Source organism: Amycolatopsis sp. NPDC021455 (genome assembly GCF_040640995.1).
GTDB lineage: Bacteria > Actinomycetota > Actinomycetes > Mycobacteriales > Pseudonocardiaceae > Amycolatopsis.
In genome coordinates this window covers 100,416-123,773 of the sequence record NZ_JBFACT010000011.1, presented here as the reverse complement: position 1 = coordinate 123,773, position 23,358 = coordinate 100,416, and the positions used below count along the sequence as shown (strand labels likewise).

The following is a 23,358-nucleotide window of genomic DNA, read 5'->3' as shown; positions in this document are numbered from 1 at the left end:
CCATCGGGGTCATGTTCGAGGACCTGGTAGCCGAAGCGTCGGCGGTGTCCGTCGACGGCTGGGACTTCTCGTGGCTGGACGGCCGCGCCACCGAAGCCCGCCCCTCCTGGGGCTATCAACGGCTGCTGGGCTCACGCCTCGGTGGCGTGTCGGCCGCCCTGGACCTGGAAACCGGCGGTGGCGAGGTGCTCGACGGGTGCCCGGTGTTCCCGCCGTTGATGGTGGCCACCGAGTCGTGGCCGCCGAACGTCGCACGCGCGTCGGCTCGCCTGCGGCCGCGCGGGGTCGCCATCGTGGCCACTTCGGGCCTCCCGTTTGGCAATGCGGTGTTCGACCTGGTCTCCAGCCGCCACCCCGTGACGACGGACTGGACCGGGATCGCCCGCGTCCTGAGGTCCGGCGGAACGTACTTCTCCCAGCAGGTCGGGCCGGCGAGCGTGTTCGAGCTGGTCGAGTTCTTCCTGGGGCCGCTACCCGAGGAGGCACGCGACAGCCGTCACCCGGACCGGGCCGTCGCGGCGGCGTCGGAGGCGGGCCTGGAGGTCGTCGACCTGCGGTCGGAGTCGCTGCGCACGGAGTTCTTCGACATCGGCGCGGTGGTGTACTTCCTGCGCAAGGTGATCTGGATGGTTCCGGGGTTCACGGTCGAGCGGTACCGGGGCAAGCTGCTTGAGCTGCACGAGCTGATCGAGCGGGACGGCCCGTTCGTCGCCCACACGACCCGGTTCCTCATCGAGGCCCGGAAGCCTTGACACCTCAGGTCGCGAGGCCCCACTCGACCGCCCGGCTGTTCCCTCTCCATTCGCCGTCCATTTCGGGCCATACCAGCGAAAACCCATATCGGTCCGCGAGATCCTCAACGGCGTCCGAAGGGGCGGACGACAACAAGAACACCACATCACCGAATTCTTTTCTTCCCTCTTCCGGACCATTTCCGAGCAGGCGACCCAGAGGAACCGAAAAGGAGCTGACCGAATTAGGCGAGACCGACAGTCCTAAATAGAAATAGAACCGCTGTTCACCTCGAATCAACACGTAGTCGTGGGGGTTCGGCAAATAAGACCTCTCGACCGTGAACCCCAGAGATTTCAAGAAATTAAAATAGTGATTTCCGAGACGGCGAACCGCCGCGAACTCACTTTCCATACGTCGGAGACGTTCATCGGAACGCTTGGCCGCCTCGATCAGGCTTTGATGTTCGTCCACGAGTGGCTCATCAGCCGGCGACTCGTCCAGGGACACCGGCCGTTCTTCGACGCGCACGACATCCTCGACCGAGGACTCGCGGACGGTGACATCGAGCACGCGGCCGGCATGAAACAGCAGCGACTCCGTCCGCATCATGAACAGCCGGACGCCGCAAAACGCGCGCATCTCGTCGATAAGCTCCAGGCGCGGGCCTCGAGTCTGCCCACCAGGGCGGCGATACCAGTCGTCACGCCTCGAGTCGTCGGTCACGAACAGGACATCAACCTTGCGCCGCTTCGCCTCCTCCAGCGTTTGGCGCCAGACGAAGTAATCCCCGCACGGATCCGGCTTGTCCTTGTCCTTGAATCCCGGAGGCTCCCTGTTCTCGATGCGCCTCATCGCTTCCCGGCGCGCGGCATCGACTTCGTCGGGGGCGAACTTCCGGCCGACCTTGCCCGCCAGCAGGGGGCGCAGCTTGGCGAGGACCTGATCTTCGTTGGTGTCCCAGTGGCCGTTCTCCCCGGCTATCCGGCCGTACTCCTCGATCGACTCCACCGCCGACCGGAACCCGTCGGCGATCGAGTCGGTGATCAGCTTCTCCTTGTCGTCCGGCAGGGAGATGCGCGAGGCCCACGCCTGCACCAGTTTCGGAGCCTGCCGGCCGAGCTCACCCAGGGCTTCCACGGTCTCGCCCGTGACCTTCTTGAGGTCACCGAGCGCGGCTTCGCGGTTGTTCCAGAACTCGAGCGCGACCTGGTGCGGAACCCAGAGCCGCTCGCCGAACTTCTCGAGCACCCCGAACAGGTCTTCTCGAGTGCCACTCTCGTACCGGTAAAGGTTGAGGATGACGTTGGCGTCGACGACCACCAGACCGTTCCGCAGCACTTCCCGGTAGTCGTCGTCAGCGGGCGTGAGATAGCCTTCGAAACCGTCGGTGAGACCGCCGACATCGCCTTGAGCCATTACCCCACCTCGCCGCCGGAGCATCCGTCGTTTTCCGATCGCAGGCGAGCGAGGCTTTGTTACAGCGACACAGTCAGCCTTGGCGGACGATCGCCGCTTCGACGCCGTCCAGCAGGAGCTCCAGTCCCGCCTCGAACGACAGCCTCGCCTCGCGCTCCAAGTAAGGCTCGTCGCTCGCCGCGTCGACCGCCGGGCCCAGCTGGGCCACCGTCGGGAACCGGGCCGGCAGGTCCGGGGCCAGCTCGCCCAGCAGGGCCGACCGCGCGTACCACCAGTCCTCTTCGGACTGTCCCGTCTCCTGGGCGGCCTGGCGAGACTCCGCCGCCGCCTGCACGGATCCGCGGACGATGTTGAACAGCGCCGCCACGACCCAGCGGACCCGGGACAGCGGCAACCCCGTCTCAGCCAACACGCGAAGCAGCGTCTCCTGGACGTGGAACTCCCCCGGTCCGAGCACCGGGCGGGCCGGCGAGACCTGCAGCAGCCACGGGTGCCTCAGGTGCAAGTCCCACAACGCGTCCGCCAGGGCCCGAGCGGAAGTGCGCCAGCCGTCGGCACCTGAAAAAACCGAAGGCAGCTCCCCCAGCGTCCGGTCGTACATGAGGTCGACCAGCTCGGTCTTGCCCGGCACGTACGTGTAGAGCGCCATCGCCGTGCGGCCGAGGCGCTCGCCGACCGCGCGCATCGACAGCGCGCCCATGCCTTCGCCGTCCGCTATCTCGATCGCCGCCGCCACGATCGCCTCGACCGACAGGCCCGGTTTGGGGCCCGGGCCGGTGCGTGGCGCCACCACGCGTGGCGCCCACAGCAGTTCCATGGACCGCCGGGCGTCGCCCTGACCCGCGAAGACGACCACCTTGCCGACTCCTTACACCCTAAAGTAATGTACCCTTGAAGACACTTTACAGCCTAAAGTATCAAGAAGGACGGTATGACCTCACCCAGGCGGGCCGCCGACACCCACGACGTGATCGAGGTCCGGGGCGCCCGGGAGAACAACCTCACCGGCATCGACCTCGACATCCCGAAGCGACGGCTCACGGTCTTCACCGGCGTCTCCGGCTCCGGCAAGTCGTCCCTGGTCTTCGGCACCATCGCGGCCGAGTCGCAGCGGCTGATCAACGAGACCTACAGCGCCTTCCTCCAGTCGTTCATGCCGAGCCTGTCGCGCCCGGACGTCGACCTGCTGGAGAACCTCAGCGCCGCCATCGTCGTCGACCAGGAGCGGATGGGCGCCAACTCGCGCTCCACGGTCGGCACCGCGACCGACGCCTACGCCATGCTGCGGATCGCCTTCTCGCGGCTCGGCGAACCGTACGTCGGCACGTCCGGCGCGTTCAGCTTCAACCTGCCCGAGGGCATGTGCCCGGCCTGCGAGGGCCTCGGCCGGATCTCCGACCTCGACGTCGACGCCCTGCTCGACTTCGACCGCTCGCTGCACGACGGCGCGATCCTGGTGCCCGGGTTCACGCCGGACAACTGGTACGTGCAGACCTACCTCTCGTGCGGTTTCTTCGACCCGGACACGAAGATCCGCGACTTCACCCCCGAGCAGCTCGACGACCTGCTCCACAAGGGTCCGTGCAAGGTGAAGGTCGGCAAGACGAACATCACCTACGAAGGCCTCGCGGTGAAGGTCCGGCGGCTGTACCTGCAGAAGGACACGGAGTCGCTGCAGCCGCGCCTGCGCGCGTTCATCGAGAAGGCCGCCACCTTCAAGACCTGCGGCGAGTGCGGTGGCGCCCGGCTGAACCAGGCCGCGCTGTCGGCGAAGATCGACGGGAAGAACATCGCCGACTGCGCCGCCCTGCAGATCAGCGACCTCGCCGAGTTCGTGCGGAACCTCGACGCGCCGTCGATCCGGCCGTTGCTGGGCAACCTGCGCGACACCCTCGACTCGCTGGTCGAGATCGGCCTCGGCTACCTGTCACTCGACCGCGAGTCTGCGACGCTGTCCGGCGGCGAGGCGCAGCGCGTCAAGATGGTGCGGCACCTGGGTTCCAGCCTCACCGACGTCACCTACGTCTTCGACGAGCCGACCGTCGGGCTGCACCCGCACGACATCGAGCGGATGAACAACCTCTTGTTGTGCCTGCGGGACAAGGGGAACACGATCCTCGTCGTCGAGCACAAGCCGGAGACGATCCGGATCGCCGACCACGTCGTCGACCTCGGTCCCGGCGCGGGCGCCGACGGCGGGCGGCTCTGCTACACCGGGAGCGTCGACGGCCTGCGCGCCTCCGGCACGCTCACCGGCCGCCACCTCGACCACCGCGTCACGCTGCGCGAGAAGGTGCGCAAGCCGTCCGGGCACGTGAAGATCACCGGCGCGAACCTGCACAACCTGCGTGACGTCAGCGTGGACATCCCACTCGGCGTGCTGACCGTCGTCACCGGGGTCGCCGGTTCCGGGAAGTCGTCGCTGATCCACGGCTCGCTGGCCCACCGGGACGACGTCGTCGTGGTCGACCAGTCGGCGATCCGCGGGTCCCGGCGGTCCAACCCGGCGACCTACACCGGCCTGCTCGACCCGATCCGCGCGGCCTTCGCCAAGGCCAACGGCGTCAAGGCGAGCCTGTTCAGCGCCAACTCCGAAGGCGCCTGCCCGAAGTGCAAGGGACTCGGCGTGATCTACACCGACCTGGCCATGATGGCCGGGGTCGCGTCCGTCTGCGAGGAGTGCGAAGGCAGGCGGTTCACGCCGAAGGTGCTGACGTACGAGCTGCGCGGCAAGAACATCAGCGAGGTCCTGGCGATGTCCGTCGCCGAGGCGCGCGAATTCTTCCCGGCGGGCAACGCGCGGACCGTGCTCGACCGCCTCGCCGACGTCGGCCTCGGCTACCTGACGCTCGGGCAGCCGCTGACGACGCTTTCGGGCGGTGAGCGGCAGCGGCTCAAGCTGGCGATCCGGATGGCCGAGCACGGCTCGACGTACATCCTCGACGAGCCGACGACCGGCCTGCACCTCGCCGACGTCGACCAGCTGCTGGCGCTGCTGGACCGGATCGTCGACGCGGGCAACACCGTGATCGTCATCGAACACCACCAGGCCGTGATGGCCCACGCCGACTGGCTCATCGACCTCGGCCCCGGCGCCGGCCACGACGGTGGCCGGGTCGTCTTCGAAGGCACGCCGGCCGCACTGGTGGCCGACGCCTCCACGCTCACCGCCCGTCACCTGCGCGAATACCTGGGGAAGCCGTGAACCCGACCGGTCTGCTCGAAGTGACGGCGGTGCGGCGCGTGACGCCGCGCACCGCGCGCGTCACCTTCACCGGCGACGGCCTCGGCGAGCTGGAGGCGTGGCCGGACCAGCAGCTCAAGCTGCTGTTCCCGCCGCCGGGCCGCCCGGTGCGCCTGCCGGAACCCGACGGCGACGTCATGCGCTGGTACCAGGCGTACCTCGAGATCCCGGCCGACGAACGGCCGGTGATGCGCAGCTACACCGTGCGCTCGCGGGATCGCGGCACGATCGACGTGGACTTCGTGCTGCACCCCGGTCCGGCAGGCCCGGCCACGGCCTGGGCGTTCCAGGCGGCGCCGGGCGACATCCTCGGCCGCTACGGCCCGGACCCGGCCTACCGCCGCCCACTGTCCACAGCGGACACCTTGCTCCTCGCCGGCGACGAAACGACGATCCCCGCCGTCGCCTCGATCATGTCTGAAGTGGACAATACGGTGGCGTTCCTCGAGGTCGAAGACGTGGCGGAGGAGCAGCCGCTGCCCGGCGAGGTGCACTGGCTGCACCGGAACGGCGCCGAGCACGGCAGCCGTCTCCTGGAGGCGGTGCGTGGGGCGGCGCTGCCGGAGGGGTCGGCGGCGTGGCTGGCCGGTGAGGCGTCGACGGTCCGCGCGTTGCGCCGTCACCTCGTCGGCGAGCGCGGCTTGCCCAAGGGCGACGTCGAGTTCACCGGCTACTGGCGGCGAAAGCTGACCCAGGACGACGCCCCGACGCCGGAGGATCTGGCCGACGCGGCGGAAAAGCTGGCAGACTCGGCCGGGTGGACGGGGAACTGATCGCATCGGGCATCGACCCGGCTTCGGTGGTGTCGGCCGAGGAAATCGGCGGGGGAACGTACAACACGGCGATCCGGCTGAGACTGGCGGACGGACGGCGGCTGGTGCTCAAGATCGCGCCGTCCGCGCCCGGGCTGGCCCACGAACACGACCTCCTGGCCACGGAAGCGGAGTACTACCGCCGGGTCTCGGGCCCGCTGCCGTCGGTGGTGGGGTCCGGGCCCGGCTTCCTGCTGATGACGGAGCTGCCGGGAGTGCCGTGGTCGCAGGTGCCCGACGCCGGCCCTCGGCAGCGGGCCGAACTGGGCGGGATCGTGGCGGGCCTGCACAAGGTGACCGGCGAGAGGTTCGGCTACCCCCAGGACTCCCTGCACCCGACGTGGCCGGCGGCGTTCACGGCCATGGTGGACGCCGTGCTCGCGGACGCCGTCCGCTACGGGGTGCGCCTCCCCCGGCCGGCCGCGGAGATCACGCACCTGGTGCACCGCCACGAGCCGCTGCTGGACCTGGTCACCACCCCGGTACTGGTCCACTTCGACCTGTGGGACGGCAACATCCTCCTCGACGACGGCCGCGTGTCGGGCATCATCGACGCCGAGCGCGCGTTCTGGGGCGACCCGATGGCGGAGTTCGTCTCCCTGAGCCTGTTCCGCGCCCCGGACCGCGAGTTGCTGGACGGCTACCGCGCGGCGAGTGGCCCGGCGGAGTGGGGCATGCCGGCCTGGGCCCGGCTGGGTCTCTACCGCGTGTACCTGGACCTGATCATGCTGGTGGAGATGACGCCGCGGAAGATCGACGACGCGGACCGCGCCCGGTTCATCACCGAACACCTCGCGAAGGACGTCGACGCCCTGAAGCGGGCGGTCTGAGGCTCACTCGAAGACCAGCGAGATCAGCTCGTCGACGAACGGCTCCACCAGCTCGGCCCCGGTCCGGTTGAGCACGCTGTGGAACAGCGCCACCCGCCCGTGCGCGCCGACGAACACCACGGCCGCCGCGCGGCCCGGGGTCACCCTCAGCGGGTGGCCCGCTTCGACGCAGCGCTCGAAGCCCGCCGCCAGGCGGTCGATCACGTCCAGCAGCGGGCCCTCCGCGCGGGCGTCCGGGTCCGGGCGGGACGCGCCGTTCGCCAGCATCAGCCGGTAATGCCCCGGATTCTCCATGGCGAACGTGCAGTACGCGTGAATCTGCGCCCGTACCCGGCCGACGACGTCGGTTTCGCCGAGTGTCTCCTCCGCCGCGCGCATCGAATCCCGCAGCCGCGTGTATTCGTGGTCGAGCAAGCCGCGCACCAATTCCGCGCGATCGGAAAAATGCTGGTAGATGCTCGCCGGGGCGATGCCGACCGCGCGCGCCACCCCGCGGATCGTCAGCCCGTCCTCGCCGCCGAGCTCGGCGAGCAGCCGGCCGGCCGCGGCCAGGATCTCCCCGCGCAGCCGTTCTCCTTCGCCCCAGCGGTTCCTCGTTCGGCCGTTTCCGGTTTCGACGTTTTCGGGCACCCACCCATTCATACGCCCGCGCCCGCCGGGCCGGTGTTCCGGGGTCCCCGACCGGGGACCCCGGAAGCATCAGTGGTTGTTCACGAACTGCCGGGCGAGTGCTTCGCCGGTGCTCACGGCGTTGGCGTGGCTCTCGATCGGCGTCACCTTCGAATTCTTGAAGAACAGATAGGTCACGCCCGAGTCCGTGCCGCCGTTCGACGGGTCCGGGTCGATCCCGAGCGAACTCGCCGTCGCGTAGGACGCCTCGCCGATGATGTCGGTCGGCCCGGTGTCGCCGACCACGGCGTAGGTCACCTGGTTGTTGTAGATCACCGCCACCACGCCCGCGCCCGCGATGCCGAACTTCCGGTAGTCCCAGGTGCTGCTCGGGCTCGGCACCACGACGTACGGCAGTGTGGCGGCGTTCAACGGCTTCCCGTCGGACTGGTGGAACGCGGTGTCGGCCTGGAAGCAGCAGTCGGTGTTCTCGTTGCACTGCGAGGTCCGCTGGCCGTCGCAGTCGATGTCCATGTCGGCCTTCCAGAAGACCGCGTCCGAGAGCCCGCACACCGGGATCGTGCGGCTCGTCTCGGAGTCGGTCTTGTACTTGCCGCTGGAGATCTGGCTGCACGACGTCAGTTTCGACAGCAGTTCGGACGCGCTCGGCGCTCCACCACCGCCGCCGGAGTCGCCGACGGTCAGCGAGTCGACGTTCGGGCCGCCGTTCGCGGTCGTCGCCGTGGCCCGGACGGTGTGCGTGCCCGCGGTCAGCGTGACGTTCACCGGCGTGGTGTTCCACGTCGTCCAGGAACCGGTCCCGGCGAACGACGGGGTCTCGGCGGTCGTGCCGTCGACGGCGATGGTCATCGGCCGGGCGGTCGTCGTGCCGTTGGCGAACCGGAACGTCAGCGACGTGCTGCCGGCGGTGGCGACCGAGACGGACCACTGGACGTAGGAACCGGTCAGGTTGTCGTAGTTGACGAAGCCGGTGCCGGTGAAGCCGGCGTGGTCGGCGTTGACCGCGCCCTGCGAGATGGTGGCGTTCTCGGCTTCGTAGGTGACTGTCGCGGCGTTCGCGGCCGCGGGCGCGATCAAGAACGCACCTGCGGCCGCGATCGCCATGGCGATCGCCCGGGGTCTGTGCATGAGGACCTCCGACAGTTAGGAAAGTTTCCTTACTGTCAGAAAACGCTAAGTCGACATGCGACCCTGGTCAATACGAACCGTACGGGCTCCCGTTGACCGGGAAGCCGTTCAGCGGGCCGACACCGTCCGAAGTGGACTCAGGACGCGAGCGCCGGGTAGAGCCCGGTCAGGTCGCCGGCCAGCCCGGCCCGCACGTTCCGGCTGAGGTCGTCGGCGAGCACCTCGAAGCGACCCTGCTCGACGCCGTCGAGGGCGAGCCGCGCCACGACCGCCGGGTCGGCCTTCGGACCGTCGACGTGCTTGGCCATGTCGGTGTCCATGTAGCCGACGTGCAGCGCGGTCACCAGCGTGTTCTGCGGCGCCAGCTCTTGGCGCAGCGCGTTGGTCAGCGACCACGCCGCCGCCTTCGCCGCGGAGTACGCCGCGACCTGCGGCGCGGTGAACCAGGACAGCACGGAGAGCACGTTGAGCACCGCGCCGCCGCCGTTGCGCTCCAGCACGGGCGCGAACTCGCGCGTCACCGCCAGGGTGCCGAAGTAGTGGGTGTCCATCTCCAGCCGGATGTCGTCGAGGGACCCGCCGAGCAGCGACGCGCCGGTGGACGACCCGGCGTTGTTGACCAGCAGCGTGACGTCTCCCGCGATCGCCACGGCTTCCCGGATCGACTCCGGGTCGGTCACGTCGAGCTTCAGCGGGACCACACCCGGCAGATCGACGGACTCCGGGTTCCGCGCGGCGGCGTAAACCTTGGCGGCACCACGCTCGAGAAGGGCGGCGGCGAACTGACGGCCGAGGCCCCGGTTGGCTCCGGTGACCAGCGCCACCGCACCCGTGATGTCCATGACGAGCTCCTCTCGCATCTGGCTTGCTCGTTGCAAGCTAGCTACGGCCGACCTTACGACGTAGACTTGCTCGGAGCAAGTCAGCACGAAGGGAACACACGATGAGCCGTCGCATCACGTGGGAGGACGCGTCCTGCCCGATCGCCCGTGCCGCCGACGTCCTCGGCGAGCCGTGGACGCTGCTGATCCTGCGCAACGCCACCGCGGGCACCACCCGGTTCGAAGACTTCCGCGCGCAGCTCGGGATCGCCGACAACGTGCTGACGACCCGGCTGGGCAAGCTCGTCGCCCGCGGCCTGCTGACGAAGCTCCCCTACCGGGACGGCGGCCGCACCCGCCACGAGTACCGCCTCACGCAAGCCGGCTCGGACGCGTTGCCGGTGCTGCACGCGCTCGCCGCGTGGGGCAACGCGCACACTTCGTCGGAGCACGCCCCCGGCCCGATGAACCTGGTCCACACCCGCTGCGGGCAGCTCACGCGGCCGGGCGAGAAGTGCGACAGCTGCGGAAAACCCCTCGTCCGGGCCGATCTCGCGTGGCGCGGCTCCTGGCTCACCGAAGGCGAGATCCCCCTCGCGGACCCGGTCGCCTGACCCGGTCCCCGGCGAGCCGGGGTCGGGGACGGCTAGGTTCGGGGGCATGCTCACCACGCTGGCCGTCGAGAACTACCGCTCGCTGCGCGATCTGGTGGTGCCACTGTCGGGACTGACCGTCGTCACCGGACCGAACGGCAGCGGCAAGTCGAGCCTGTACCGGGCCCTGCGGCTGCTGGCGGACGCGTCCCGCAACGGCGCCGTGGCGGCGCTGGCGCGGGAGGGCGGCCTGCCGTCGACGCTGTGGGCCGGCCCGGAGAACGGCGTGCGACGGGGCACCACCCGGGTTCAGGGCAAGGTGCACACGAAGGCCGTCGGGCTGCGGCTCGGCTTCGCGGGCGACGAGTTCGGCTATGCGCTCGACCTGGGCCTGCCAGTGCCGGCCGCGACGCTGTTCAACCTCGACCCGGAGTTCAAGCGGGAAGCGGTGTGGTCGGGGCCGGTCCTGCGGCCGGCGGCGTTGCTGGCGGACCGGGCGGGCCCGTCGGTGCGCACCCGCGTGTCGTCCGGGGCGTGGGGCGACGAGCGGTTCAAGATCCGGTTGACGGACAGCATGCTGAGCGAGTTCGCGGACCCGCGGGCGTGCCCGGAGCTGCTGGTGCTGCGGGAGCGCATCCGGTCGTGGCGGTTCTACGACCACTTCCGCACGGACGCGGACGCCCCGGCCCGCCAGTCCCGCATCGGCACGCGCACCCCGGTGCTGTCCCACGACGGCGCCGACCTCGCGGCGGCCCTGCAGACGATCATCGAAGTCGGCCGGGCCGCGGAGCTCGCGGAAGTGATCGACGCGGCCTTCCCGGGCTCGGCCTTGGAGGTGCGGCGCTCCGAGGACGGCCTGCTGTCGGTCGAGTTCCGCCAGCACGGCCTGCTGCGGCCGCTGTCGGCGGCGGAGCTGTCCGACGGCACGCTGCGGTTCCTGCTGTGGGTGGCGGCCCTGCTGACCCCGCGCCCGCCGGAGCTGCTGGTGCTGAACGAGCCGGAGACGAGCCTCCACCCGGACCTCCTCCCGGCCCTGGCCACCCTGATCGCGACCGCGGCGAAGGAAACCCAGCTGGTGGTGGTCTCCCACGCCCAGCCCCTGATCCGCGCACTGGCGGCGGTGACCGACGTGGGCACGGTGGAGCTGGAGAAGGAGTACGGCGAGACGAAGGTGGCCGGCCAGGGCCGCCTGGACCGGCCCTCCTGGCACTGGCCGGCCCGCTGACCCCAACGCCCCAATGTGGCATTGGGTGCGTCCAACGCACCGAACGCCACATTGGGTGCGTCCAACGCACCCAACGCCACATTGGGGTGCTTTGGGCCCTCAGCGGCGGCCGCGGGTGCTTTCGCGGATCTCCAGGGCGAACGGGGTCTGGATGTCCTGTGGCGGGGACGTCGTGTCTCCCGTGATGCGCCGGTGCACGAGGTCGACCGCCGCCTCGGCCAGTGCCGTCTTGTCGGGGGCGATCGTCGTCAGCGAGGGCAGCGAGAATGCGCTCTCTTCGTTGTTGTCGAACCCCACGATGGCGACGTCGTCCGGGACCCGCAGGCCCTGCTCGGCCACCGCCCGCAACGCGCCGACGGCCAGGAGGTCGTTGAAGCAGAACACCGCGTCCGGCGACGACGCCAAGGCCAGCAACGACTTCATCGCCGCCGCCCCCACCGACCGGTGCCACTTCTCCGCCGGGGCCACCAAAGCGTCCGAATAGGACAAACCCGCCTCGGACAGCGCCGCACGGTACCCGGCCAGCCGCTGGGACGACGTCCCGCGCGCCGGGTTCCGGCCGATCGCCGCGATCCGCGTGCGGCCCAGTGACGCCAGGTGGGACACCGCGGTCCGCGCCGCCAGGACGTTGTCGATCGCCACGTGGTCGATCGGCACGTCCACCGCGTGCTCACCCAGCATGACCAGCGGGATCCCGCCCGGATCCGCCGGGAAGTCCGCCGCCTCCAGGGCCTCCGGGTGCACCAGGGCGCCGTCGACCAGATGCGGCCCCAAGGACGACAGCGTCTCCCGCTCCCGCGCCCGCGTCCCCTGTGTCTGTTCGATCAGGACACTCCAGCCGCGCTTCTGCGCCGCCGTGATGACCAGGCCCGCCAGCTCCCCGAAGTACGGGATGGACAGCTCCGGCACCATCAGCGCCAGGAACCCGGTGCGCCCGCGGCGGAGGTTGCGGGCGCCGACGTTCGGCCGGTACCCGGTCGCCGCCAGGGCTTCCTCGACGCGCCGGCGGTTCTCCGGCTTGACGAAGGCGTAGCCGTTCACGACGTTCGACACGGTCTTCACCGACACTCCGGCAAGCGTGGCGACGTCCTTGAGCGTCACGGTCACGGGCGGTCCCTTCAGAGAGTGAGCACGAAGTGTAGCGAGCGGCTGCCGGTTTACAACGTTGTTCCAACGATGTAAAAAGTACCTCAAGGCTCTCGGGGTGACCCCGGTCACTCCGGCGAGCGGGTCATCAACGACGCTGCCCGAGGAGTCGCCGTGCTCTTGCCTTCCCGTCCCCGATTGGCGCTGGTCACCGCGGCCGCCGCCGCACTGACCCTCACCTCCTGCACCAGCCGGGAAGAAACCTCCGCCGCGCCCTCCAGCGGCGGCGGGCCGGCCGCGAGTGCCCAGTCCGCCGCGCCGGCCGCCGACGGCTGCACGCTCGCCAAGACCGGTTACCCCAAGCTCGACGTGAAGACCGCGGTGGTGGGTTTCTCCCAGTCCGAAAAGGAGGCCAACCCGTTCCGGATCGCCGAGACGCAGTCCATTCGCGACGAAGCCGCGAAGCTCGGCATCGGCAAGCTGCTCGTCACCAACGCCCAGAGCGACCTCAACCGCCAGATCAGCGACATCAAGTCGCTGCTCGACCGCGGCGCCCAGCTGCTCGTCGTCGCGCCGCTGAACTCCGACGGCCTCCAGCCCGCGCTCGACGCGGCGAAGGCCAAGAAGGTCCCGGTCGTCACCATCGACCGCAAGGTGACGTCGCAACCGTGCACCGACTACCTGACGTTCATCGGCTCCGACTTCGTCGAGCAGGGCAAGCGCGCCGCGCAAGAGACCGCGCGTATCACCGGCGGCACCGGCAAGGTCGCGATCCTGCTCGGTTCGTCGGGCAACAACGTCACCACCGACCGCACCAAGGGCTTCGAGGACGAGCTGGCGAAGACCCCGGGCCTGTCCGTCGTCGCCGAGCAGACCGGCGAGTTCGACCGGTCCAAGGGCCAGGCCGTGATGGAGCAGCTCATCCAGAGCCACCCGGACATCACCGCCGTCTACGCCGAGAACGACGAAATGGGCGTCGGCGCGGTCAACGCGCTCAAGACGGCGGGCAAGTCGCCGGGCAAGGACGTCAAGGTCGTCTCCATCGACGGCACCCGCAACGCCGTGCAGCTCATCGTCGACGGCAGCTACAACGCCGTGATCGAGTCGAACCCGCGATTCGGCCCGCTCGCCTTCCAGACACTGCAGAAGTTCGAGAACGGCGAGCCGATCCCCGCGAGCATCGTCATCACCGACGACCAGTACGACGAGACCAACGCCGCCCAGAAGGTCGGGAACTCCTACCAGTGACAGCCACCACCGAAGTGACGACCGCGCCGGTGCTCGAGGTGACCGGGGTGACCAAGCGGTTCCCCGGCACCCTCGCCCTCGACGACGTCAGCTTCGCGCTGGCTCCGGGCGAAGTGCACGCGCTGGTCGGCGAGAACGGCGCCGGCAAGTCCACGCTGATCAAGGTGCTCACCGGCGTCTACCGGCCCGACGAGGGCGAGGTGCGCCACCTCGGCGAGCCGGTGACGTTCAAGCGGCCGATCGACGCGCAGCGCGCCGGGATCTCCACGATCTACCAGGAGGTCAACCTCGTCCCGCTGATGAGCATCGCCGGCAACGTCTTCCTCGGCCGCGAGCCACGCACCCGCGCGGGGCTCGTGGACTGGTCGAAGATGTCCGCCGACGCCCGGGAACTGCTCAAGGGCTACGGCGTCGACAACGATGTCAGGCGGCCGCTGCACACGCTGGGTGTCGGCGCGCAGCAGATGGTCGCGCTCGCCCGCGCGGTCTCGGCCGACGCGAAGGTCGTCATCATGGACGAGCCGACGTCGTCGCTCGAGCCCCGCGAGGTCGAGACGCTGTTCGAGGTGCTGAACCGGCTGCACGCGGAAGGCATCGCGATCGTCTACGTCAGTCACCGGATGGACGAGCTGTACCGGGTCTGCGACAGCGTCACCGTGCTGCGCGACGGCCGGGTCGTCCACAGTGGACCGTTGAAGCCCTTGCCGCGCATCGAACTCGTGTCGCTGATGCTCGGCCGGGAGATCCGCCAGATCCGTGAAGAGGGCGTCACGGCGTTCGGCGAGGAGCACGACGTCGAGCGCGAGCCGCTGCTCAAGGCCGAGCACCTGAGCGGGCTGCGGAAGCTGCACGACGTCTCGGTGAGCATCCGGCCCGGCGAGGTCGTCGGCCTGGCCGGGCTGCTCGGCTCCGGCCGCAGCGAGACCGCGCGGGCGATCGTCGGGGCGTTCCCCTTGGACGGCGGCAGCGTCCTGCTCGCCGGGAAGCCGCTCAAGCGAGGCCGGATCAAGAACGCCATGCGCGCCGGGATCGCATTGCTGGCCGAGGACCGCAAGACCGACGGGATCATCCCGAACCTGTCGGTCCGCGAGAACATCGTGCTCGCCGCGCTGCCGGCGCTGTCGCCGTTCGGCCTGGTCAGCAAGGCCAGGCAGGACCGGATCGTGAAGATCTTCATGGACCGCCTGCGGATCAAGGCCGCGAGCCCCGAGCAGAAGGTGTCCGAGCTCTCCGGCGGCAACCAGCAGAAGGTGCTGCTCGCCCGCTGGCTGGCCACCGGCCCGAAGATCCTGCTCCTCGACGAGCCGACGCGCGGCATCGACGTCGGCGCCAAGGCCGAGGTCCAGGCGCTGATCGACGAACTCGCGCGGGAAGGGCTCGGCGTGCTGCTCATCTCGTCCGAACTGGAAGAGCTGATCGACGGCTCCGACCGCGTGGTCGTCCTGCGCGACGGCTCGGTCGCCGGCGAACTGACCGGCAGCAACATCACCGAAGAAAACGTCCTGGCAGCCATCGCAGCGGAGGGTGACAACGATGTCCACCGCCACCCTTGAGCGCGCGAAGGTCACCGCGTGGCTGCAGGACTACGGCGTCTACCTGGCCGTCGTCGTCCTGCTGCTCTTCAACGTGGTGTTCACCGAGAACTTCCTGTCCGCGGCCAACTTCCGCACGCAGCTGGTGCAGGCGGCACCCGTCTGCATCGTCGCGCTCGGCATGGCGCTGGTGATCGGCACCGAGGGCATCGACCTGTCCGTCGGCTCGGTGATGTCGATCGCCGCCGCGCTCATCCCGCTCTACCTCGGCGCCGGGCCGCTGATGGCGATCCTCGTCGCCGTCATCGCGGGGATCGTCTCCGGCCTGTTCAGCGGCTACCTCGTGGCCTACCTCGGGATCCAGCCGATCATCGCGACGCTCGCCCTGCTCGTCGGCGGCCGCGGGCTCGCCCTGGTCATCGCCCACGGCCAGCTCGTCCAGCTGCACAACCCGGACTTCCTGGCGCTGGGCACCGGCGACGTCCTGGGCGTGCCGATCATGGTCATCGTGGCGGCTGTGCTCGCGGTGCTGGCCGGGCTGGTCGTGCAGCGCACGACGTTCGGGCGGCACCTGGTCGCCGTCGGGGGCAACCGCGCGGCGAGCACCCTGGCCGGGCTGCCGGTGAAACGCGTGCTCGTCGGCGTCTACGTCATCTCCGGGGCGCTGGCCGCGGTGGCCGGCGTGCTGGCGACGTCGAGGCTGGGCGCCAGCGACCCGAACGACCTCGGGCTGCTCATGGAGTTGTCCGCGATCACCGCGGTCGTCGTCGGCGGCACGCCGCTCACCGGCGGCCGGGTCCGAGTGCTCGGCACCGTGTTCGGCGCCCTGCTCATGCAGCTCGTGCACGCCACCCTGATCAAGCACAACCTGCCGGACTCGACCGCGCAGATGGTCCAGGCGGCCATCATCGTCGCCGCGGTCTACGTGGCCCGCGAGCGGAGCAAGCGATGACCACCACCACTCAGAACGCCGCGCTCGCCGGGGTCCTGCAACGCCAGGGCGCGGCCGTCGTCCTCGTCCTCGGCATCGCCGCCGCGTGGTTCGCGTTCCCGCGCTTCGGGTCCGCGGACAACCTCCGTGACCTCGCGCTGCAGAGTTCGTTCCTGGCGATCATCGCGCTCGGCATGACGTTCGTGATCATCTCCGGCGGCATCGACCTCTCGGTCGGCTCGAACTACGCGCTCGGCGGCGTCCTCGCCGCGTACGGCGCGCAACACGGGCTGCTCGTCGCGATCCTGCTGCCCCTGGCGGTGTGCTCGCTGATCGGGCTGGTCAACGGCCTGCTCATCGCCCGCACCGGGATGGCGCCGTTCATCGTCACCCTCGCCTCCCTGCTGTTCGCCAGGGGACTCCTGCTCGCGCTGACGTCCGAAGGCGCGACGACGTACAAAGTGGTCCCGGGCTCGGCATTCCTCTGGCTCGGGCAGGGCACGGTCTTCGGCGTCGGCGTGCCGGTGTACCTGACCTTGGTCCTGTTCGCGCTCGGCGCGTTGCTCCTGCGCCGCACCGGGTTCGGCCAGTCCGTGTTCGCCATCGGCGGCGCCGAACAGTCCGCGCTGCTCATGGGCCTTCCGGTGGCGCGCACCAAGATCACGCTCTACACGCTCAGCGGCGCCCTCGCCGGGTTTGCCGGCGTCCTGACCGCCGCGTACCTGCAGTCCGGCGTCACGGTGATCGGCGTCGGCACCGAGCTCGACGCGATCTCCGTCGTCGTCATCGGCGGCACGCTGCTCACCGGCGGCGCCGGGACGATCGCCGGCACCCTCGTCGGCGTGCTGCTGCGCACGCTGATCCAGAACGTCATCAACCAGATCGGCACCCTCGACTCCAGTTACCAGACGGTGGTGAGCGGGGCCTTCCTGCTCGTCGTCGTGGTGATCCAGCGCCTGCTGGCGCGCTCCCGAACCCGCTGAACCAGGTCCCCTACCAGGAGGTTCGACGATGTTCCGCCCCGCCCGCCTCGCCGCCGCACTGGCGCTGGTCTTCACCGGCCTCGCGGTCCCCGCCGCGAACGCCGCGTCCCCGCCGCAGTGGCAGCGGCTCACCCCGCCGCTGTCCACCCCGTGGACCAACGACGTCTCCCCTGCCAACGCCCTCCCCGACTACCCGAGACCGCAGCTGACCCGCGACAAGTGGCAGAACCTCAACGGCGTCTGGGAGTTCGCCGCCGCCAAGCCCGGCGAGGCGGCCCCGGTCGGCCGTTCGCTGGGCGAGCGCATCCTCGTGCCCTACCCGGTGGAATCCGCGTTGTCCGGGATCATGCGCCACGAGACGCAGATGTGGTACCGCCGCACGTTCCAGCTGCCGCGCGACTGGCGCGGACAGCGGATCCTGCTGCACTTCCAGGCCGTCGACTACGACGCGACGGTGATCGTCAACGGCAAGACCGTCTCGCGGCACACCGGCGGTTACGACGCCTTCTCCGTCGACGTCACCGACGCCTTGACGACCGCGCGGGACCAGGAGCTGATCGTCGGCGTCGCCGACCCGAACGACCAGGGCGGGCAGCCGATCGGCAAGCAACGCCAGCCCGGCGACGGCATCTTCTACACGCCGACGTCCGGCATCTGGCAGACCGTGTGGATGGAACCGGTGAACCCGGCGCACATCGACCGCCTCGACATCACGCCGGACGCGGCCAGCGGCTCAGTTACGGTGAACGCCGTGGTCGGCGGGCCGGTGCGGCAGCGCGTCGAAGCCGTCGCCTACGACCACGGCCGCCCGGTCGGGCGCGTGAGCGGAGACGCGAACAAGCCGTTGAAGCTCAAGGTGGACCGGCCGCACCTGTGGTCGCCGGACGACCCGTTCCTGTACGACCTGCGCGTCCGGCTGGCAGGAGGGGACGAAGTCGGCTCGTACTTCGGCATCCGCTCGATCAGCGTCGGCAAGACCGCCGACGGCAAGCAGCGGATGCTGCTCAACGGCAAGTTCGTCATGCAGGTCGGCCCGCTCGACCAGGGCTTCTGGCCGGACGGCATCTACACCGCGCCGACCGACGCGGCGCTGAAGTTCGATCTCCAGCAGGAGAAGGCACTCGGCTTCAACATGGTGCGCAAGCACATCAAGGTCGAGCCCGACCGCTGGTACTACTACGCCGACAAGCTCGGGCTGATGGTGTGGCAGGACATGCCGGCGATGAAGGACGACGTCGAACCGTCCGCCGCGTCGCGCGTCAACTTCGAATCGGAAATGAAGCGGATGATCGACCAGCACCGCAGCTTCCCGTCGATCGTCACGTGGGTGCCGTTCAACGAGGGCTGGGGCGACTACGAGGTCGGCCGGATCGCCGATCTCGTCAAGTCCTGGGACCCGACCCGGCTGGTGAACGCCGAATCCGGCGTCAACTGCTGCCGGTCCGAACCGGACAGCGGCCGCGGTGACATCTACGACGACCACTCCTACACCGGGCCGGGCACGCCGACGCAGACCGGCACGCGCGCGGCGGTCGACGGCGAGTACGGCGGCCTCGGCCTCAAGGTCGACGGCCACCAGTTCGACCCGGCGGGCAGCTTCGCCTACGAGATGGAACCGGACAGCGCGACGCTGACCCGGCGCTACGGCGAACTCCAGCAGCGCCTGCTGCTCGTCGCCCAGCGGTGCGGGGTGTCCGCGGGTGTCTACACGCAGACGACCGACGTCGAGAAGGAGGTCAACGGCTTCTTCACCTACGACCGGCAGGTGAAGAAGATGGACTTCGCGGCAGTCCGCGCGGCCAACCTCGCGGTGATCAAGGGCGCCACCGGCAACCCGGTGTCCGGACCCTCGGTTCCCGCGGGCACGCCGGGGATCGACGGCATCGCCGCGTACCCGTTCGACGAAAACGCGGGCACGGTGGCTGCCGATGCGGTCGGCGACCACGACGCGACGCTCGTCGGCGGCGCGTCCTGGACGGCCGGGAAGAGCGGATCGGCGTTGGCCACCAACGGTTCCGGCCAGTACGCCGACACCGGTGCCGCCCTGCTGAACACCGAAGGCAGCTACAGCGCGGCGGCGTGGGTCAAGTTCAACGCCGTCGGCGACGGCTTCCAGACGGCGGTGAGCCAGGACGGCCCGGGCAACAGCGCGTTCTTCCTGCAGTACTCGGGCGCGGACCACCGGCTGGCGTTCAGCTTCGTGGGCACGCGGGCCCTGGCGCCCACCGCGCCGGAGCCGAACCGCTGGTACCACCTCGTCGGCGTCCGCGACGCGGCGGCGGGCACGCTCAAGCTGTACGTCGACGGCCAGCTGGCGGCGACGAAGAGCGTCTGCCTCGGCGAGGCGTCGACCGGGCACACGGTGATCGGCCGCGGCAAGTACGGCGGCAACCCGGTCGACTTCCTCGACGGGGCCGTCGACCAGGTCCACGTCTACGACCGGGCACTGTCCGATTCGGACGTGAATGCCCTTTTCACCAGCGGAAAGTAGCCGAGGCAACCGGTAACGCCCCCTGTGCGTGTGCGATAGCGGTATGGCCGCATCCCGCGGCCATCGGGTGCACACGCACAGGGGGTGAGCCGTTTTGGGCTCCGGAAGATCCACCCTGCCCGCGAGAGCGGGCGTCATCACATTCGTCACGGCGCTGGCCGCGGCCGGCACGGCGGTGCTCGCCGCGCCACCGGCAGCGGCGCAGACGGTCACCGAGACCGCGGCCTCGTCGTGGGCCTACGTCGACTCGGCGGCACCGAAGGCCAGCTTCGTCAACCAGGCCGGGAACGCGCCGGTCGGCGCGCACGTCTACGCCGGCGGCACGAAACACGTCTTCAAGTCCTACGTCACTTTCGATATCTCCGCGTTGAAGGGCAACCCGCTCGAGCGGGCGTACCTGAGCACCGGCGAAACCGCCGTCACCGACTGCTCCCACCCGCGGACGACCGAGGTCTGGCTGACCGAGCCCGCGAAAAAGCCGACCTGGAACAACCAGCCGGCGGAGCTCGTCAAGGCCACCGGCCCGTACATCGACTCTTCGTGCCCTTCGCGGCAGATCACCTGGACGGTCACCGCGGCGGTCCAGTCCGCGCTCGACGCCGGCCGCACCACGGCGACCTTCGTCCTGCGGCTGCCCGACGACCAGCAGAACGACCTGGCACTCGGCCGCGAGTACGACCCGAAGGCGGTGCTCGGGCTCACCTTCGACAAGGTGCCGGGCAAGCCGTCCGGGCTCACCGTCAACTACCAGGCGTGCACGGCGAAGCCCCTCGTGGTCTCGCGCCAGGCGCACCTGACCGCGACGGTTACCGACGGCGACGACTCCTACCTCAACGGGGAGTTCGCTTTCTGGCCGGCCGACGCGCCGGACCAGCGCCGTACCGTCGGCAACACGGGCATCGGGGTGGACCAGATCTGGGCCGACGTCGACTCGTTCCTCGCCGAAGGCGTCACCTACGTCTGGCAGGCGCGGGGCAAGGACTACCAAGGCAACTTCGGGCCGTGGAGCGCGACCTGCAAGTTCACCACCGACTTCACTCCGCCCAAGGCGGCGCCGGTGATCACGTCCACGGACTACGCGGCCCAGGCGCCGCCCGGGTCCGGGGGCACGGGCGTCCCGGGGACGTTCGTCTTCGACGCCAAGGGGGACAAGGACGTCGTCGGCTTCAAGTGGGACGGCGGCTACGCGGCCGCCGACCGCCGCGGCGGCAAGGCGACCGTCCGCTACGCACCTCGCAGCAGCGGACCGGTGAGCATCGGCGCGGTCTCCGTCGACGCGGCGGGCAACCAGTCGCCGTCGGCCGGCTACCGGTTCTGGGTCGCCGCCAACCAGCCCGGGGTGACCTGCGCACCGTTCGACGACTTCGTCGGCGTGACGCGGACATGCACCTTCACCCCGTACGGCACCACCCCGGTCACCGGGTACGTCTACCACCTGACCAACCAGCCGGACGAGACCGTGGCGGCCGGCCCCGACGGGACGGCGACCGTGCAGGTCACCCCGACCGATCCCCAGCTCACCTACCTCCAGCTGGCCGTGCGTGCCCAGCTCGCCACCGGCTACCTGACGTCGGAGAGCAGCGAGACGGTCGTGAGCGAGCCCGGCGAGCCCGAGGTCGAGTCGCTCACCGCGAACCCGACGCAGAGCCTCCCGGCACAGTTCCGGGTGCGCGCCGTGCTGCCCGGGTCGGTCTCGCTCACCTACCACTGGAACGACGAGGACCTGATCACGGTGCCGCTCGGCGCGGACGGCACCGCGACCGTGACGGTCACGCCGAAAACGTCGTCGTGGGGTTCGTTCTACGGCTACACCACGACCGCGTCGGGTGTCCGGTCCGGCTGGGGCGGGATGAACGTCTCGGTCGCGTCGAACAAGCCGAACGTGACGAGCGCGGAGTATCCGGAAGGCGGCGGCATGACCGGGGCGGTCGGCGTCCCGGGCACGTTCGTGTTCTCCTCGCCCGTGCCGGGCGCGGTGAGCTACACGTACGACTTCAACAACGGGGTGCACGGCACGGTGGCCGCGGGACCGGACGGCACGGCGAGCGTGGTCTTCACCCCGACGCAGAGCTACATCAACAGCATCTACGTGACGACGAAGTTCGCCGACGGCACGGTTTCCGAGCAGGGCGGCTACACGTTCTACGTCGCCTACTCTTCGCCGAACTTCTCGTGTGACCCCACCGGGTGGTCGGTGGCGCCGGGGCAGCACATCCAGTGCACCCTGACGCCGGTCCAGGCGAATCTGGCCACCTACGGCTACAAGGTGGACTCCGGCCCGGAGACCACCCTGGCGCCGGGGTCCGACGGCACCGCCACGTTCGGCTTCGACGTACCCGCGGACGCCCACAGCGGCTCGTACGTGAACCTGCGGGTGTGGAGCACGAACACCGCCGGCACCCGTTCCGACGAGACGGGTACCAGCTTCTACGTCTACGTGAACACCGGTGCTTCGGCCCGGGGCACGGCGACGGCGGTCTGACAGCCGTGACGGCCACCCGCTGTGGTGGCCGTCACGCTGGACCTGGAGCACGCTCCAGCCCCTAGCGTCGGTTCCGGCACCGAAACACTGGGGAAAGGAACCCGAGATGACCGACGAGCGCTTCGAGCGTGGCCTCAAGACCCTGAACGAGATCGACGGCGAGAGCGGGCAGCGCGTCCTCGACAACCTCGCCGACGTCTCGCCGGCGCTGGCCGAAGCCGTGGTGTCGTGGGGGTTCGGCGAGATCTACGCCCGGCCCGGCCTGGCGCCGCGCGAGCGCCAGCTCGTCACGCTCGGCATGCTCACCGCGCTCGGCGGGTGCGAACCGCAGCTGGAGGTGCACGTCAACGCGTCGCTCAACGTCGGGCTCACGCCGGCCGAGATCGTCGAGGCGCTGCTGCACTCGGCTGTCTACTGTGGATTTCCCAAGGCGCTCAACGCGACCTTCACCGCCAAGAAGGTCTTCGGCGAGCGCGGGCTGCTGCCGGTGACGCCCGCCTGACGTCACCGGCCGCGGGCGACGAGACCGGCCAGCAGGTTCGTGAGCGTCTCCCCGAGCCCGGCCGCGAACCCCGGCGGTTCGCCCAGCTCGGCGGCCGCGGCCGCGACGGCCGCCGTCGGGTTGGCGTGGGGCCACGACCCGGACACCAGCACCAGGACACCGCGGGCGAAGTGGCGGGCCCCTTCGGCCGGCAGCTCCGGGATCCGGTCGTGGACCAGGGTGCCGAGTCGCTCGGTGTTCGCGGCCGCGCGGCGTTTGAAGCCGCGGGCGGAGTCCACCGTGATGTTGCGTTCCAGCACCGGCGCCGTCGAGCTGACCAGCTCGCACAGCAGCGGCCGCTCGGCGAGCGTCCGCGCGATCGTCCCGGCGACCCGTTCTTCCCGCGCGAAGCCGGGTTCCGCCGGGCCGGGCTCGTCGAGCGCCTTCTCGAGGTCGTCGAGCCACGCCGTCCACACGTCGTCGAGGACCTCGAGGAAGATCGCCTCGCGGCTGTCGAAGTACCGGAGCACATTGGACTTCGCGAGCCCGACGCGGCAGCTGAGCTCACGCAGGCTGATGTCGGCGACCGGCCGCCGGTCGAGCAGCTCCCGCGCGGCCGCGAGGATCGCGGCGCGGCGGGCCTCGACCTGCTCGGGCCGCCGGGCTCGCTGGAATCCGGCGCTCATGGCG

Annotated in this window: 19 protein-coding genes and 2 pseudogenes; 13 read left to right on the top strand and 8 right to left on the bottom strand. The window is 70.0% G+C overall.

Annotated features, from left to right (window positions below; all coding sequences use genetic code 11):
* Positions 1 to 11: 11 nt before the first annotated feature.
* Positions 12 to 752: an SAM-dependent methyltransferase gene (locus tag AB0G28_RS16715; RefSeq protein WP_361089089.1), complete on the top strand. Its 741-nt coding sequence runs from the start codon at positions 12 to 14 to the stop codon at positions 750 to 752.
* Positions 753 to 756: 4 nt separating this feature from the next.
* Here AB0G28_RS16715 and AB0G28_RS16710 read toward each other — a convergent pair whose 3' ends face one another.
* Complete coding sequence (locus AB0G28_RS16710) at positions 757 to 2,151, bottom strand: PIN-like domain-containing protein (protein ID WP_361089087.1); 1,395 nt, start codon at positions 2,149 to 2,151, stop codon at positions 757 to 759.
* 73 nt (positions 2,152 to 2,224) lie between these two features.
* Positions 2,225 to 3,007 carry a TetR/AcrR family transcriptional regulator C-terminal domain-containing protein gene (locus tag AB0G28_RS16705; protein ID WP_361089085.1) on the bottom strand — a complete coding sequence of 261 codons (783 nt, stop codon included), beginning with the start codon at positions 3,005 to 3,007 and terminating at the stop codon, positions 2,225 to 2,227.
* Between the two features lie 75 nt (positions 3,008 to 3,082).
* Between AB0G28_RS16705 and AB0G28_RS16700 the strand changes: the two genes are divergently transcribed.
* From AB0G28_RS16700 to AB0G28_RS16690, 3 genes are read left to right on the top strand one after another with little or no spacing between them, the layout of a single operon-like run.
* A complete protein-coding gene (locus tag AB0G28_RS16700; protein WP_361089083.1) occupies positions 3,083 to 5,356 on the top strand; it encodes an excinuclease ABC subunit UvrA in 2,274 nt (757 codons plus the stop codon).
* Positions 5,353 to 6,168 (top strand): siderophore-interacting protein, encoded by an 816-nt coding sequence (locus AB0G28_RS16695; RefSeq protein ID WP_361089081.1) that lies wholly within the window; start codon positions 5,353 to 5,355, stop codon positions 6,166 to 6,168. Before AB0G28_RS16700 ends, AB0G28_RS16695 begins: the two co-directional genes overlap by 4 nt.
* Entirely contained in the window at positions 6,153 to 7,037 is an 885-nt protein-coding gene (locus tag AB0G28_RS16690) for an aminoglycoside phosphotransferase family protein (RefSeq protein WP_361089079.1), read from the top strand. The genes AB0G28_RS16695 and AB0G28_RS16690 overlap by 16 nt, the downstream gene beginning before the upstream one ends.
* A gap of 3 nt (positions 7,038 to 7,040) precedes the next feature.
* On the opposite strand, the gene AB0G28_RS16685 is transcribed toward AB0G28_RS16690, so the two are convergent.
* The 4 genes and pseudogenes from AB0G28_RS16685 to AB0G28_RS16670 all read right to left on the bottom strand — a co-directional run bounded on the left by AB0G28_RS16685 (position 7,041) and on the right by AB0G28_RS16670 (position 9,637).
* Complete coding sequence (locus tag AB0G28_RS16685) at positions 7,041 to 7,604, bottom strand: TetR/AcrR family transcriptional regulator (RefSeq protein ID WP_361089203.1); 564 nt, start codon at positions 7,602 to 7,604, stop codon at positions 7,041 to 7,043.
* 132 nt (positions 7,605 to 7,736) lie between these two features.
* Positions 7,737 to 8,318, bottom strand: a pseudogene (locus tag AB0G28_RS16680) (glycoside hydrolase family 75 protein); the annotation flags it as partial.
* A gap of 36 nt (positions 8,319 to 8,354) precedes the next feature.
* Positions 8,355 to 8,771, bottom strand: a pseudogene (locus AB0G28_RS16675) (carbohydrate-binding protein); the annotation flags it as partial.
* A 161-nt stretch (positions 8,772 to 8,932) separates the two neighbouring features.
* Positions 8,933 to 9,637 carry an SDR family oxidoreductase gene (locus AB0G28_RS16670; protein WP_361089077.1) on the bottom strand — a complete coding sequence of 235 codons (705 nt, stop codon included), beginning with the start codon at positions 9,635 to 9,637 and terminating at the stop codon, positions 8,933 to 8,935.
* A 101-nt stretch (positions 9,638 to 9,738) separates the two neighbouring features.
* On the opposite strand from AB0G28_RS16670, the gene AB0G28_RS16665 reads away from it, so the two are divergent.
* Positions 9,739 to 10,230, top strand: a complete 492-nt coding sequence (locus tag AB0G28_RS16665) for a helix-turn-helix domain-containing protein (RefSeq protein ID WP_361089075.1) — start codon at positions 9,739 to 9,741, stop codon at positions 10,228 to 10,230.
* Between the two features lie 46 nt (positions 10,231 to 10,276).
* Positions 10,277 to 11,434, top strand: a complete 1,158-nt coding sequence (locus tag AB0G28_RS16660) for an AAA family ATPase (protein ID WP_361089073.1) — start codon at positions 10,277 to 10,279, stop codon at positions 11,432 to 11,434.
* 99 nt (positions 11,435 to 11,533) lie between these two features.
* Here AB0G28_RS16660 and AB0G28_RS16655 read toward each other — a convergent pair whose 3' ends face one another.
* Entirely contained in the window at positions 11,534 to 12,541 is a 1,008-nt protein-coding gene (locus AB0G28_RS16655; protein ID WP_361089071.1) for a LacI family DNA-binding transcriptional regulator, read from the bottom strand.
* A 153-nt stretch (positions 12,542 to 12,694) separates the two neighbouring features.
* Between AB0G28_RS16655 and AB0G28_RS16650 the strand changes: the two genes are divergently transcribed.
* From AB0G28_RS16650 to AB0G28_RS16620, 7 genes are all read left to right on the top strand, one after another.
* Complete coding sequence (locus AB0G28_RS16650) at positions 12,695 to 13,768, top strand: ABC transporter substrate-binding protein (protein ID WP_361089069.1); 1,074 nt, start codon at positions 12,695 to 12,697, stop codon at positions 13,766 to 13,768.
* Positions 13,765 to 15,321: a sugar ABC transporter ATP-binding protein gene (locus AB0G28_RS16645; RefSeq protein WP_361089067.1), complete on the top strand. Its 1,557-nt coding sequence runs from the start codon at positions 13,765 to 13,767 to the stop codon at positions 15,319 to 15,321. Before AB0G28_RS16650 ends, AB0G28_RS16645 begins: the two co-directional genes overlap by 4 nt.
* Entirely contained in the window at positions 15,302 to 16,252 is a 951-nt protein-coding gene (locus AB0G28_RS16640) for an ABC transporter permease (protein WP_361089065.1), read from the top strand. Before AB0G28_RS16645 ends, AB0G28_RS16640 begins: the two co-directional genes overlap by 20 nt.
* Positions 16,249 to 17,214, top strand: a complete 966-nt coding sequence (locus tag AB0G28_RS16635; protein ID WP_361089063.1) for an ABC transporter permease — start codon at positions 16,249 to 16,251, stop codon at positions 17,212 to 17,214. Before AB0G28_RS16640 ends, AB0G28_RS16635 begins: the two co-directional genes overlap by 4 nt.
* 28 nt (positions 17,215 to 17,242) lie before the next feature.
* On the top strand, positions 17,243 to 19,705 hold the full coding sequence (locus AB0G28_RS16630; protein WP_361089061.1) for a LamG-like jellyroll fold domain-containing protein: 2,463 nt from the start codon (positions 17,243 to 17,245) through the stop codon (positions 19,703 to 19,705).
* 94 nt (positions 19,706 to 19,799) lie between these two features.
* Positions 19,800 to 22,187 carry a DNRLRE domain-containing protein gene (locus AB0G28_RS16625; protein ID WP_361089059.1) on the top strand — a complete coding sequence of 796 codons (2,388 nt, stop codon included), beginning with the start codon at positions 19,800 to 19,802 and terminating at the stop codon, positions 22,185 to 22,187.
* Positions 22,188 to 22,293: 106 nt separating this feature from the next.
* Complete coding sequence (locus tag AB0G28_RS16620; RefSeq protein ID WP_361089057.1) at positions 22,294 to 22,689, top strand: carboxymuconolactone decarboxylase family protein; 396 nt, start codon at positions 22,294 to 22,296, stop codon at positions 22,687 to 22,689.
* A 2-nt stretch (positions 22,690 to 22,691) separates the two neighbouring features.
* On the opposite strand, the gene AB0G28_RS16615 is transcribed toward AB0G28_RS16620, so the two are convergent.
* The gene (locus AB0G28_RS16615) at positions 22,692 to 23,354 is read right to left on the bottom strand and encodes a TetR family transcriptional regulator (RefSeq protein WP_361089055.1); all 663 of its coding nucleotides are present in this window, start codon (positions 23,352 to 23,354) and stop codon (positions 22,692 to 22,694) included.
* Between the last annotated feature and the right edge of the window lie 4 nt (positions 23,355 to 23,358).

Bases quoted from the DNA above. Each gene is read 5' to 3' on its own strand.
- AB0G28_RS16715 (WP_361089089.1), top strand. From the start codon at position 12: ATGTTCGAGGACCTGGTAGCCGAAGCGTCGGCGGTGTCCGTCGACGGC.
- AB0G28_RS16710 (WP_361089087.1), bottom strand. From the start codon at position 2,151: ATGGCTCAAGGCGATGTCGGCGGTCTCACCGACGGTTTCGAAGGCTAT.
- AB0G28_RS16700 (WP_361089083.1), top strand. From the start codon at position 3,083: ATGACCTCACCCAGGCGGGCCGCCGACACCCACGACGTGATCGAGGTC.
- AB0G28_RS16670 (WP_361089077.1), bottom strand. From the start codon at position 9,637: ATGGACATCACGGGTGCGGTGGCGCTGGTCACCGGAGCCAACCGGGGC.
- AB0G28_RS16665 (WP_361089075.1), top strand. From the start codon at position 9,739: ATGAGCCGTCGCATCACGTGGGAGGACGCGTCCTGCCCGATCGCCCGT.
- AB0G28_RS16660 (WP_361089073.1), top strand. From the start codon at position 10,277: ATGCTCACCACGCTGGCCGTCGAGAACTACCGCTCGCTGCGCGATCTG.
- AB0G28_RS16640 (WP_361089065.1), top strand. From the start codon at position 15,302: ATGTCCACCGCCACCCTTGAGCGCGCGAAGGTCACCGCGTGGCTGCAG.
- AB0G28_RS16635 (WP_361089063.1), top strand. From the start codon at position 16,249: ATGACCACCACCACTCAGAACGCCGCGCTCGCCGGGGTCCTGCAACGC.
- AB0G28_RS16630 (WP_361089061.1), top strand. From the start codon at position 17,243: ATGTTCCGCCCCGCCCGCCTCGCCGCCGCACTGGCGCTGGTCTTCACC.
- AB0G28_RS16620 (WP_361089057.1), top strand. From the start codon at position 22,294: ATGACCGACGAGCGCTTCGAGCGTGGCCTCAAGACCCTGAACGAGATC.
- AB0G28_RS16615 (WP_361089055.1), bottom strand. From the start codon at position 23,354: ATGAGCGCCGGATTCCAGCGAGCCCGGCGGCCCGAGCAGGTCGAGGCC.